At 36.3% G+C, this 13,349-nt stretch carries 12 protein-coding genes; 2 read left to right on the top strand and 10 right to left on the bottom strand.

The genetic code is table 11. The annotated features are described in order from the left end of the window. Positions 1-153: 153 nt before the first annotated feature. Complete coding sequence (locus SCALIN_RS00440; protein ID WP_230406528.1) at positions 154-1,551, bottom strand: sigma-54-dependent transcriptional regulator; 1,398 nt, start codon at positions 1,549-1,551, stop codon at positions 154-156. Positions 1,552-1,795: 244 nt separating this feature from the next. On the opposite strand from SCALIN_RS00440, the gene SCALIN_RS00435 reads away from it, so the two are divergent. After that, a complete protein-coding gene (locus SCALIN_RS00435; protein WP_096892294.1) occupies positions 1,796-2,176 on the top strand; it encodes a hypothetical protein in 381 nt (126 codons plus the stop codon). 36 nt (positions 2,177-2,212) lie between these two features. Here the strand turns inward: SCALIN_RS00435 and SCALIN_RS00430 are convergent, their stop codons facing one another. From SCALIN_RS00430 to SCALIN_RS00405, 7 genes are all read right to left on the bottom strand, one after another. Then, a complete protein-coding gene (locus SCALIN_RS00430) occupies positions 2,213-5,395 on the bottom strand; it encodes a PAS domain S-box protein (protein WP_096892293.1) in 3,183 nt (1,060 codons plus the stop codon). 3 nt (positions 5,396-5,398) lie between these two features. Beyond that, a complete protein-coding gene (locus tag SCALIN_RS00425; RefSeq protein ID WP_096892292.1) occupies positions 5,399-7,027 on the bottom strand; it encodes an ammonium transporter in 1,629 nt (542 codons plus the stop codon). Positions 7,028-7,357: 330 nt separating this feature from the next. After that, positions 7,358-7,681, bottom strand: coding sequence for a helix-turn-helix domain-containing protein (locus SCALIN_RS00420; protein WP_096892291.1), 324 nt, complete (start codon positions 7,679-7,681; stop codon positions 7,358-7,360). After that, positions 7,681-7,965, bottom strand: a complete 285-nt coding sequence (locus SCALIN_RS00415; protein WP_096892290.1) for a type II toxin-antitoxin system RelE/ParE family toxin — start codon at positions 7,963-7,965, stop codon at positions 7,681-7,683. The genes SCALIN_RS00420 and SCALIN_RS00415 overlap by 1 nt, the downstream gene beginning before the upstream one ends. A 398-nt stretch (positions 7,966-8,363) precedes the next feature. Next, the gene (locus SCALIN_RS00410) at positions 8,364-8,627 is read right to left on the bottom strand and encodes a hypothetical protein (protein WP_096892289.1); all 264 of its coding nucleotides are present in this window, start codon (positions 8,625-8,627) and stop codon (positions 8,364-8,366) included. 139 nt (positions 8,628-8,766) lie between these two features. After that, the gene (locus SCALIN_RS23285; RefSeq protein ID WP_261340980.1) at positions 8,767-8,898 is read right to left on the bottom strand and encodes a hypothetical protein; all 132 of its coding nucleotides are present in this window, start codon (positions 8,896-8,898) and stop codon (positions 8,767-8,769) included. After that, entirely contained in the window at positions 8,895-9,797 is a 903-nt protein-coding gene (locus SCALIN_RS00405; protein ID WP_096892288.1) for an alkaline phosphatase family protein, read from the bottom strand. Before SCALIN_RS00405 ends, SCALIN_RS23285 begins: the two co-directional genes overlap by 4 nt. 118 nt (positions 9,798-9,915) lie before the next feature. Here SCALIN_RS00405 and SCALIN_RS00400 point away from each other — a divergent pair, with 118 nt between their 5' ends. Further along, the gene (locus SCALIN_RS00400; protein WP_096892287.1) at positions 9,916-10,161 is read left to right on the top strand and encodes a phosphopantetheine-binding protein; all 246 of its coding nucleotides are present in this window, start codon (positions 9,916-9,918) and stop codon (positions 10,159-10,161) included. A 212-nt stretch (positions 10,162-10,373) separates the two neighbouring features. On the opposite strand, the gene SCALIN_RS00395 is transcribed toward SCALIN_RS00400, so the two are convergent. Continuing rightward, positions 10,374-11,921, bottom strand: a complete 1,548-nt coding sequence (locus SCALIN_RS00395) for a B12-binding domain-containing radical SAM protein (protein WP_096892286.1) — start codon at positions 11,919-11,921, stop codon at positions 10,374-10,376. 57 nt (positions 11,922-11,978) lie between these two features. Continuing rightward, a complete protein-coding gene (locus tag SCALIN_RS00390) occupies positions 11,979-13,340 on the bottom strand; it encodes a B12-binding domain-containing radical SAM protein (RefSeq protein WP_096892285.1) in 1,362 nt (453 codons plus the stop codon). Between the last annotated feature and the right edge of the window lie 9 nt (positions 13,341-13,349).

Raw genomic sequence — 13,349 nt, 5'->3', positions numbered from 1 at the left:
TTCGATGCTACTTAAAAGAGTATTTTATCAGGTTCTTCATACCGTATCTCATTCTGAGGGAGGAACGACCACCTACCAGACTATTACATGTTTGCAGGCGGACGGGCGCGGGCGGAGCTTCGCTTTGAATCTTCTCATCAATCAGCAAAATAATTAATCTTTGAAGCTATCTTTGTTAATATCGTATTTCTTCATTTTGCGGTAAAGGGTTTTTGAGTCGATACCAGATATTTTCGCAGATGAGTCGATACGTCCTTTATATCGTTTTAAAAGTTTGGTTATATATGTTTCCTCGCAATGTGATAAGAACTCTTCTAAACTACTATCTGTGATTCTACCATCATAAAGTCCTTTTAATCCTTCTTCCTGTTGCTTATTTGTGGGAATTAATAGATCTACCTCATTTATTATATCACCTTTCATCATGATTACCGCTCGCTCAACCAGGTTTTCAAGTTCCCTGACATTACCTGGCCAGTAGTAAGACATTAAAATAGTAAGGGCATTCGGTGAAATAGATTTAATATCTTTCTTAAATGATTTATTATATTTTTCGATAAAATGTGATACGAGTAAAGGGATATCCTCTCTCCTCTCTCGTAATGGAGGCAATTGTATTGGAACAACATTTAAACGGTAATATAAATCATTTCTAAAACTCCCTTCTTCTGATAATTTTTTTAGATCTTTATTTGTAGCGGCAATGATCCTTACATCAACATTAATAGTATGGTTTCCACCAATTCTTTCGAACGACTTCTCCTGTAATAACCTGAGAAGTTTCGCTTGCATAGAAAGGGGCAGATTACTCATTTCATCAAAAAAAACAGTCCCTTTATCAGCATGTTCAAATTTACCTGTCCTTTGCTTTATCGCACCTGTAAAAGCCCCTTCTTCATGTCCAAAGAGCTCAGTCTCCAGTAATGTTTCTGGTAAGGCGCTACAATTCATAATAACAAAAGGCGAGTTCTTTCTGTTACTATTCTGATGAATTGCATGTGCTACAAGCTCTTTCCCTGTACCAGTTTCTCCAGTTATTAAGACGGTAGCATCTGTATCTGCCACCTGAGTGACTATATCATAAACTTGCTGAATTCTGTGTGACTTCCCAATTATATTGCCAAAACCAAACCTCTCTTCGAGTTCCTTGCGTAATAACTTGTTTTCTATAATTAATTTCTGTTTTTCAAATACACGTTTGACAACTAGCCTTAACTCTTCAGCAGAAACGGGTTTAGTGAGATAATCATATGCACCTATCTTCATCGCTTCAACGGCAGTTCTAACACTGCCATATGCCGTCATCATAATCAAAGATACATCCGGGTACTCATTCTTTAGTTGCTTTAATAATTCAAATCCATCCATTTGTGGCATTTTAAGGTCAGAAACAACCAAAGCATATGGTGCTTTTCTATAGAGATTGAGCGCATCCAAACCATTTGATGCCGTTTTGACCTTATACCCTTCACCATCCAGAACACTTTTAATACTACCAAGAACATATTCATCATCCTCAACTACCAATATCTGCTTTATATTATTCATCATTGGTTAGTTACCCCACATAAAATTAACAAAAAGGCTTATTTCTGCCATTTTCTTTGAAATTCCCCGCAAAATTGTCAAATTTAAACCATCATCAAAAAGTTATTTAAAATATATAATAACCATAACATCATATACGAAAATATGTTGTGTGAGCAATTGTCAACTGGCATGTTTATTGCTACTTAACATATACTTAGTTATCTTTTAGAATTCGTTTTAATTACATTTTAAAAAGGAGCTTGTCATGGAAAATATAAAGGAAAACATAAAAATTGTAGATTTTGAACAATCCGTTTATTCCGAACCTGATATTACAATAGACAAAATTATAGATAATAAGAGATATCAGTATTGCAGGTTTCCTGCTCAAGAGAATCTCTATAAGGAAATAAGTGTCATTGCCAGGCGTTGGAGAGACGGCGAAATATCACAAACTGTCGCCTCTGAACTGTTAGCGCTTGTATCTCTGCCATACGAAAGATGGCTTTTTGATACGATTGTTGATCTTGCCCAGGTTACTCAAAACCTTGAATATATTGCCGATGACAGTGAATATAAAGACGTAAAGGCAATTGCTTTCTTGCAACATGGTGATGACAGATCATTTAATATACAATACAAATAATAACGGGAACTCTGACTCATGGCACAAGCAATCAGCCTATTTTTTGTAAGGCAATGAAATCTGAAAAGTTGTCTTAACATTAAGTTTGCTTCTAACGCTGATCCTCCCAGAATGTTCAGTTATAATATTGTAGCATATCCATAAGCCCAGACCGGTACCAACCCCTTTTTTTGTGCTAAAAAATGGCTCAAAGATATTTGTTAAATCTTTTTCAGGTATTCCACAACCATTATCAGTAAATTCGATTAGTAGTTCATTATCATTAACTTGAGTTGTTATATTGATAATCCCGCCATTTTGCATTGAATCAGCAGCATTGAGTATAAGGTTTGTAAATACCTGTTCTAATCGGTTTGGATGGCATCTCATATTGGGTGCTTTTTTATCAAAAGACTGTTTTACCGTTATCTTATGTTGAGAAAGCTTACTTTGTAATAAAGTTAAGACATTTTGTATGTTAATATTAATATTGTGATCTCCTTCTTCTTCTAAAATATTCAGATTCGAGTCTAATAGACGCCTTACAATGCCTGCTATCCTGTAAATACCATCCATGACAAGCTGAACATATCTCCTTTTCTCATCTTTATCCTCCATTCTTTCCAGGAGCAATTGCAGGTAATTAACGATACCTTCCAGTGGGTTATTGATCTCGTGCGCAACACTCGCAACCACTCTTCCTGTCGATGCTAATTTTTCCGCTTCTAAAAGTTGTGATTCCAGACTTTTTTTTGCGGTTATATCCCGATAAGCTGACTGGATAGCTATTATCTTACCGCTATCGTCACAAACATGATTATCGTTCAAGCTGACATCAATAACGCTTCCATCCTTTTTTACCAGTTGCAGTTCTAATCCTTTTACGAGCTGTCCGTTTAAACGTTTGGGCAACAATTTCTCCATTACATTCCTGTTTTTCTCCGTTTGAAATTCGAAGATGTGCCTTCCAATTAATTCGTCTGTATTGTACATTAGAATCTCTGCGCCTGTTTTATTACAATTGTTAATAATTCCATTTTCGTCGTTTGTTATATATATGTCCGGAGCATTGTCATAAAGATCTTTATATCTTTTTTCTGATTCTATTGTTTTTGCGAATAATCTGGCATTTTCTATGGCAATAGCTAGTTGCATGGCAATCTGCTCTAATATTGTGAAATGATTTTCAGAGAAATTGTTTTCTTTTAAGCTTGCAAGGTTAATAGTTCCGATAATGACGCCTTTATATTCAAGTGGAAAACCAAGCCGGGATTTTACCCCTTCTTTCAGTAACAAATGATCTGACCAGAAAGTACTCCTTGAAGTATCCTTCACAATAAACGGGCTTCCGGTAAAAGTTACCTGATCTAATAAACTCCCTTCCCTAGGAAACCAATCACCTTCATTTATTGCTGTGGAGTCATACGATTTATCTACTGCCACAACTTCAAACTTTTCTGTTTTTTCATCGAGAAGGGAGATACTAATCCTATCAAACTCAATAATGCGTTTGAGTTCATTACTTATGGACGTAAACACATCTGACATAAGACCAGAAGTAATAATTCTATTGATGTTGTAAATAATCTCCTTCTGATGTTCCATCTGCCACATTTTGGTAATATCCTGAACCAACTCAAGTACATGTGTGATATTGCCTTGATCGTCTTTAATCGGTGAGCCGAGAAAATGATAATATTTCTTTTCATTATCTCGGTCAACTACCAATCTTTTTGTCTCTTCTATCTTACCACTTTTAAATACACGTTTTGTAGTGCAGTCCTCCGGAGGGACATTACCGCACCCAAAAATTTTATTACAGGCATCTTTTTGTAAATCATTTACTATTCCAAACTGCAGCTCGAATGGTTTGTTACCCCACGTTATCTTCATTTCTCTATCTATGAGGCACAAGTAAGCTCCAACCCCGGTTACTATCATATCCAGTTTTTTCTCTTCTTTTTCCAGCTCTATACGAGCTTTTTCAAGATCACCCAGCATGTACAAAGTTGCCTCTTTAAAGTCTGATAATTCACTTATGAGTTTTTTTGTCTGTCTCATGTCTCTGGCGACACCAACAATATTAGCCACTTCCCCATCACTATTACGCATTATACGCCCATAGAAGTTCATAGGTATCTCTTCGCTTTTCTGAGTACGATAGCTAATATCAGAATCCTTTAATACATCTCCCTTCCAAATATCACTCCAGCTCCGGTTCGCAATGGGATTGTCTTTATCATTCAGGATCATATTTATATCGTTACCAATTAAATCAGTTTGTTCATAACCTAAGAGATCCAGTGTTGATTTATTTACGGTTTTTATTTTACCATTTCGGTCTATTACTACAAGCGTATCTATCATACTTTCAATAATGCCATCCACATAGGCCTTAGACACGGTAGTCTTCTGTAGATCTTCTGTCATTTTATTTATTGAGGTAACTAACATTCCTATTTCGTCTCGTGAAGAGATGCTTATCCTTTTGTCAAGATCGCCATTAGCAATAGAAGCCATCACACGAGACATCTTTGATATAGGTTTTGTAATCAAAGCTTTGATCAATAGGTGAGTAATGAAAACAATTACAACTATTGAAACTGATGCAACACAGATAAGTATTATTGCGTTTGCTTTCAGGCTTGCATGAATGGGTTTTAAAGGTGCCATAACACTTATTATCCCCCACAAATCACCTGTCTTGTATATTGCCATTCTACGTTCGGTGCTGAATGCTCTACCCGATGGTTCTCCGTGACAACTGAGGCAGGCTTCCTCTACATATAGTGGAGCGATATAACGAAATAATTTCTCATCTCTTGAACTCAACGTTTCATCATAAAATGCGCCTCGTAATTTTTGATCTTGCATTTTTTTTAAGACAGCCGTTTCAAAACCATCTAGAGTTTTATCTGAGTTGTTGTGTTTCAGGGTTTTAAGTTTAACAGTATAAGGTGTGCTTTCACTGATACGATTATAAAATTCCATACCAGTTGCCGAATGGTGCAAATGGTTAAAATCAGCCTTAACTTTCATACTATCTGGACTGACATCACCCTGAGGCTCTGAAAAATAATTGTAGGTGATTTCTATTTGTTTAACGAGAATTTCTGCTTGGTTAATAATTCCTTCTTTTAATAGATAGTTACGTTTTTTTATGACCCATGTAAAGCTGGTACCCAGTACCAATATTACAAGAAGGCTGATTGACATGATACATTTTGTGCCTAGTTTCATAAATTATTTATCATTTGATTTTTTAAAGTTTTCAAATTCTTCTTCCATTTTTTTCATCTTTAATTCTCTTCCGATAGCAACTTTTTCAAAGTTCTCCAATTGCTCTACTTTTTGCTTAAAATCATCTCGTGACTCTTCTAATTCTGATGTTCGTTTCCTTACATCTTCTTCGAGATTTCTCTTTATATTTTCCAGTTCTTCTGTTCTTTCTTTTATTTTACCTTGTAACGCTACATTCATATCCTGGACTTTTGTAATTTTAACAAAATCAAGCCAGGAAGTAACATCAGTATATTCGCTGATATTTAATCCCTTTGTTTCTTCTTCTGTGCTGACCCTGATACCTACAAATTTCTTAAGGCACCAAAAGAACAAAAGGCCTAAAGAAAAAGCCCATGCGAATGCGCCGATAATTCCCAGGCATTGGACTCCTACTTGCAATAGACGGTTGGAATTTGTCAATGAGAATTCGGAAACAGGAGTAAACAGCCCAACGGCTAATGTGCCCCATGCCCCACAAAAGCCGTGGATGGGAATAGCCCCCACAGGGTCATCCACTTTTAATACCTTTTCAATAAAATCTTTAGCTAGCATTGCAATAATACCCGCGCATAATCCAACAATACATGCATATACGGAACTTACTCTACTGCAACCGGCGCCAATAGCAACTAGGCCCCCCATGATTCCTAAAAGAATCTCAGCGGCATCCAGTCCTTTATTCCTCAGTTTCCCAAAAATTGCTACAGCCACACCCGCAACCGCACCAGAAAGGGTTGTATTAATAATAACCAACCCAATACTTGTGTCTGCTCGTAAAAGAGAACCTCCATTAAATCCAAACCACCCAAACCACAAAAAAAATGTACCTAATGTCGCCAATGGCAGATTGTGTCCATGCATCCTGTTTACCGTGCCATCAGGATTAAACTTCCCTATTCTCGGGCCAAGTACAATCACGCCAGATAACGCAACCCAGCCACTAATGGAATGAACAACTGTAGAACCTGCAAAGTCTATGAATCCCAGTTTTCCAAGCCACCCATATTGATTTAAATGAAATAAATGCCCCCAAGCCCAGTGACCAAAGACCGGGTAAATCAGGCAGACTACAAAAATAGTTGTACATATGTGGGTCAAAAGCTTTGCTCTTTCTGCAAATGCTCCTGATATAATAGTGGCCGCAGTTCCAGCAAATACCAGTTGGAAAAACACAAAGGCATACCCCAATGTATTTGGATGGACATCAATTCCGTTCAAAAGAAAATTATTAATACCTATATAACCTTCATAGCTTAATCCGAACATGAGCCCAAAACCTACGATAAAAAATGCAATAGAACTTACAAGGAAATTCAATATATTCTTTATGGAAACGCTTATGGCGTTTTTTGCCTGTACTGATCCTGCCTCAAAAGCAGTAAACCCTACCTGCATAAAAAAAACCATACTGGCAGCAATAATAATCCAGATATAATCTATTTTTTTCTGTAATAATTGTGCAGAAGTTTCCGCATAATCTGCATATACAAGATAATAATACGGATTGATAACCAATGTGAGCACAATTATGCTTATAAAAATAATTAAAATTTGTCCCTTATACTTGTTGCAGCTCTTTATGTTGCTCATTTTTAGTCCCTTTATTTATTATAGTTGCGAGAAATCATAAATCTTGGTGAATCTTGGTGTCACGTCTTGAATAGTGAATAAGCCTTTTATTCTCTTATCTTTTTACTTTGCAACCTTAAGAACTACTTGCAGACAAGAAGAGACTTGACCCCCACCCTTTGAAACGCCACGGGGAAAAATATTATATACACAAATCAAAGAAATGGCAAAAAAGCTCCAGTGTCGTGCCATCCTGAAATAAAAATGTCTTTGATTATTAGAAAACAACATTGTCTTGATTAAACATTAAGAACAAAAAAAAATATATTATATAATTTTCAGATTTGTAATCTACACCAATAGTCTATTGTTCCTGAAATTTACTCTTTTTTTTAATTTTTTAAGGTCATCTGCGTTAAACACTATGCTTTTACCAACTCTTCTCGCTTTTATTTTTCCCGATTTGACCCACCTTCTTACGGTTATCTCAGCCACTTCAAGATAATCAGAGGCTTCCTTTATTGTAAATGGAGATTGCCGTATATCATCAAACACTTCTTCATGATTGTAATAATCCTTCTCAAATCCACGTCTTGCAATAACTGCAAAGAGCTTCTCCCTCTCCTTAATTGGCATTTCCAATATTTCTTTGTATACCTTTTGTGCGGTTTTCATTACTCTGCCTCCTTCAAGTGCCTTTTCAACTTAAGATAAAAATTTTCATGACTTCCTATCATATATAAAATAATGCAATGTTTTTCCAGATGATAAGCAATCAGAAATTGCTGACCTTTAAAGTTACATTTGTGAACTTTGAATTCTGACAGATCACCTTTCTTTGTTTCTCCAATATCAGTATTATTCAGGATTTTCTCCACTTCATCTTCAATAGCAAGCTGAAAAGACCTTGATTGTTTTTTTACAAACTTTCTAAATGGCGGCTTGAACAACATTTTCATGATAGGCGAAATGATAAATTATATTATCATTTGTGTCAACATGTAAATCTATTAAATAGGGAATACTGAATTTCAGATGAAAGACTGGAGTATAGTTTCTTCCATCAAATCTTACTAAACACAGAACTCACATAAAAGGAAAACTGAATAAAATGTTAAGGTTTAGTCATAGGGTAGCGCCGACAAAATCCATTTAGACCGGGCTGTCTGAGTATATTTTAAATAAGATTAAGAAAAAAAACGAACGGAATAAATATCCCTTATCAGTCTCTTGTTAAGCCTTACATCAAGAAATCGTTATACCAGAATTGTAAGTAAAAAAAAGGAGCATCCTTGCATCTTAATGGCACAATAATGCCACTTTTATTTTAAGAGTACAAATTATTAAAGTATTACAGTTAATTCTTATGAACTTTAATACTACCTCCTCCTATAGGTTGGTTAGATCCGTTGTCATAATGGACGTTTTCACCACCTCCATTTTCACACCAAATCTTGATTCGGAAGGTGTCATCAGGGTTATCATCCTGTTCCCAGACCATGAACTTGTAATTGTCTGTACCATTGATGGCACCTGAACACTTGAACCTGGCTGTGTCGTTACCCGTTACCACCAGCCAATCGTACTGAGAACTGTGGAAGTTCAAGTTTACTGAAGACAAACTCAGTCTGACCGGTCGGTACTGTTGCACCCTTTTTATACTTGGACACAAACGCGAAAATCTGAACCTTGGTGTCGCGGAACCTTGGTGTCGCGTCTTGAATAGTGAATTAGCCTTTTATTCTCTTATTTTTTTACTTTTAGGAATTTGCTTCCGCTTTTTCAATCTCTTCAGGTCCTGTTTTTCTGAAGTACTCCCTGGTCTCTTCATACACTTCATCAAATGAGTTAGAGTAGATTAATAAGAAGGAATTTGCTGATGGTAAAATCATTGTCCGGACAGAACCGAGAGAATGGCACCTGTCACTTCCAGAATAGACTCTATTTTTTCAAATGTTTCAGCTTCTTTACCTATTACTAAAAGAGGAACTGGATTATAGGTGTGACTCGCTACAGATATATCTTCAATATTTCCATGATCACTGGTGATTATCAAGGTAGTATCGTTATTCATATTTTTTACGATTCCTGAAAAGAAACGATCCAGGACTTGAAGGAAAGACAATATATCGTCTAATTTACCACTGTGTCCTAAGATATCTGTCATAAAACACTCATAAAGAACAAGATCATAATTTCCGGATAATCGGACGAGATTTTCTCCCGCGATCTCTGGCTGAACTATAGAAATGGCAGAGACTTCTTTTCTTAAAACCTCATGGGTTATATCCCAATATACCGCCGTACCTTCCTGTAAATCAGAAAGTGTTCTATACGACAATTGAGCACTTTTGACACAAAGAGTCGTTACCGCATGGGAAATGCGTCCGGATTGTATCAGCTGATTGTAGCGTTCCAGATGATACGCATTTGCAAATGTCGCTTTATAACCTAGTTCAACCGCATTTTTAAGAAGATTGTGTTCATTAATAATTTTTATTAATGTGTTATTCGGGTAAGCGACGAGATGGTATCCCAGCTCTTTTGCAGCATTTGTACCGGTAAAAAGAGATGTCTGTCCTGTAGCACTTTGCGGCAGGCCTTCTACTCCTAAACAGGCGTCTATTCCTTTCAGCAACAGTTTTTCTTTAAAAATAAAATTTCCATTGACTAATGGTTTTTGAATGATGTTATATAGATTAGGCATTGGTGCAATAGTGAATGGATTATTATCACTCGCTCGACCTAATCCAACACCATCCAGGAAAACAAAAATAACTCTTGAAGACATATTTTTAATTTTTCATCCTTTCAAGCTGTTCCTTATGTTAATATATTGTATGTTGCATTACGTTATGTCATTCATTAATATTACCATAACTTTTTATGAATAAAGAGAGAGTTTTATTATGACCAGAGAAGATATCTTTAACATTATTAAAGAAAACATTATAAAAGTATTAATAGATATTGATTCAGATTCTATTTCTATTGATCAAAGCCTGAAGGATCTGGGAGCAAATTCTATTGACAGGGTTGAAATTGCTCAAGATAGTATGGAGGATCTTAACCTGGTACTGCCCAGGGTTGATTTAGGACAAGCACAAAATATTAATGATTTAGTCAACATTTTTTATAAACACATAAATAGTTGATAAAATAATTCAAAATTATTGTTTCAATAATAGAAGGAAAGGCTAACGCAGGAGGCATTGAATTTCTGCGAATGTCTGATTATTCCATAGTAACATAGAAATCCTCTTTTTCAGCTTGCCAGAGGCGCTGTTCGGATTGCTAAGAGAGGGTGTCATCACTTTTATCATCCGCCAAACAGGTTTTCTGAAAGCCTGTTTTGAAAAAGGGCATATTATTTCCCTTTGGAACGATTGTCTTTTTCGTTCTTTATTTTCTCCCTGTATGCCTGAGGGTCTATTCCTTTTGGAAATGAGTATGCATAATCATGAGAGTTTATGACTAACAGGGTATAAAACAAATCAATTTTCTTCCTGAAAGAAAACAATATAATCTTTAAAACAAACTTTACCCTTGAAGCGTCCATACTGAAAATATAAGAAGCAAAGTACAGGAAAAACAGTACTTTTTGATAAAAGGGAACATTACCGGTAAAACTTTTAAATTGCGATTTACTCCATAATGCAGTTAATCTCTTATATATGGATTGGTATGAAAAGACCTGCTGGAGTGTCCAGTATAAACCATTCTGCAATTCGTCGGGAGTCATGTTCTTAGGTTTAAATACAACAGTCTGCCCGTCATATTTATTCCAATCTTTATGGAGAATTCTGCTTTCTTTGTCCAGATCTTTGCTGAGCTTTGTTCCGGGACATGGAGTTAAGACAGTAATCTGCACTTCAGTGATATTATTATCATTTATAAAGTCTACCAGTTTCTTGAAATCCTCGATACTGTCTCCATCATTTCCCGTTATAAAGGCACCGTAGACATAAATTCCCTGTGAATGTATTTTATCAATTGATTTTTTGTACTCTTCTACCCTGTTGATTTTTTTGTTCATGAGATCCAGGTTCTCAGGTTTTATTGATTCAAACCCGATTGTTGTCGATATGCATCCACTACGGCTCATCAAATCAAGCAACTCGTCATCACGGGCAAAATTCAATGAGGCCTGCCCCCACCATAATGTTTTCAGAGGTATCAAGGACCTGAACAGCTCTTTCGCGTATTTAAAATCACCGCAGATGCTATCATCCACAAATGCAATGGGTTTTTTCATATTTGAAAAGAAATAGCCCTTAAAACGTATTCCCTTACGAAGTTTTGCTATCTCTTCTATAACTCTTGTAATTTGCCTTCGGCGCATACCCTTTCCAAAAAAAGCGTGTACCGTGCAGAATTCGCAGTTATAGGGACAACCCCGGGTAGTATTAACAGGATACATAAGGTACCTGTCAAATTCCAGAAGATCATGTCTTGGTATAGGCTGAGTATCAATTGTCGGCTTATTATCATATCGATAAATTTTCTTCAGGCTGTTATTCCTGAAGTCATCTATAAGTTGCGGCCAGAGGTCTTCCGCTTCACCAATAACAACAATATCGACATGTTCAAGGGCCTCTTCCGGCAGCATAGTAGCATGAACACCGCCCATTACTACTTTGACTCCCCTTTGTCTGAACTTTGCAGCTATTTCATACGCCCGTTTAGCGGTAAAGGAGAGGCTGGTTAAACCAACTAAATCAACCTCCTTCTCAAAGTCGATCGGGCTGAGGTTTTCGTCTGTAATGGAAATTTCAACCCCGGAAGGCGTATAAGCGGCAATTGTAGTTAAAGCCAGACCATACATAAGAAAAACATCATCTCCAAAAACCCTGAGATTCCCGCCATAATCGAGTATCCTTGACTTTGTACTGGGAGATATTAATTCAATTTTCAATGTTTAATTCCTTATTCAAATCGACAGAAAAAAATAAATTGAATAAACCGGGTTAACTTATTCATCCTCTTTTATAAGGGAATCATAACGGTGGAAAAACTTACGATACCACAGATTCATCAACAGAGCCCCAATCCCTATGTACAATTTTTTTGAATAAATCAGGGACTTGAAAGCTCTGATAATTATCTGTCGATAGGAAAAAAGGTTATTGTAAAAAAGCAGTTTCAGGTCTATAATTTCTTTCTGAGATAAGGCATTTGGCTTTATTACCAGATGAAGCAGATCATAATATTTCCAATCTTTAGGAAAATTTTTGTTAACAATCCTGTTTTCAGCATCTAACCTTTCAAAAAATTTTGTTCCGGGAAGTGGAGTAACAAACACGTGTCCCGGAGCGTCAATGTTCACCTCTTTAAAAAATTGTATATTTTCCTCTATTACTTCTTTTGTATCATCATCATTTCCAACTAATATGTTTCCTAATACCAGTATCCCACTTTTATGTATTCTGTTAATCGTCTCTCGATAATCCAGTTTAAGATTAAGCTCCTTATTCATCCTTCTTAATACTTTTTCACTTATCGACTCAATTCCTAACAAAACACAGACACAACCGCTTTTCCTGGCATAATATAAAAGTTCCTCATTGTTTCCAAAACTCATTGTGGCCTGGCACCACCACATTTTGTTTATCTTTCTCTCTATCATACCTTTACATAAGGAAATGATTCTTTCCTCATCTTTTTTGTTATGACCAATCAGGTTATCATCAATAAAATAAGTCATTTTCTGAGGAATTGATTCAAGTTCATCCAGAATATCATTTACCGGTCTCTGCCTATACACCCTGCCATTAAATGCTACTGTAGAACAGAATTCACAGCTCATCGGACAGCCTCTGGATGTTTGTACTGTAGCAGCCTTGTAATCTCCGAAAATATCTCTTCTCGGTTTAACTAATCCTCCAAGCGGCAGGTATTCACCTGTATACTTTTTCTTGAGGTTACCATTTTCCGCATCCTTTATTAAGTCATTCCAGATTGAATCCGGTTCTCCAATCACCACGCAATCAGCAAAGTTCAACGCCTCATCAGGCATCATTGATACATGGATTCCGCCCATGACAACCGGGATTTTTCTTTTCTTGAAAAAAGCAGCAATTTCATAAGCCCTGGGTGCGGTAACAGTCAGGGCAGTAATGCCAACCAGATCAACATTACTGTATTCAGATAATCTATCAATGGAATTCTCAAAGTTAATTTCCTGTTCGTCTAATACTTCTATTTTCCAATGTGATGGTGTGAGTGCCGCAATATAGCCCAGAGCGAGGGGGGCATTAAAAATAAGTTTATTAAAACCACGCATATTTCGATTTACTTCTTCGGAAATAGGGTTTACCAGTAGTAATTTTTTCATAATATCAAA

It is taken from the genome of Candidatus Scalindua japonica, assembly GCF_002443295.1.
Classification (GTDB): Bacteria; Planctomycetota; Brocadiia; order Brocadiales; family Scalinduaceae; genus Scalindua; species Scalindua japonica.
The sequence above is the reverse complement of the archived record's forward strand: the minus strand, read 5'-3'. Positions and strand labels throughout refer to the sequence as shown.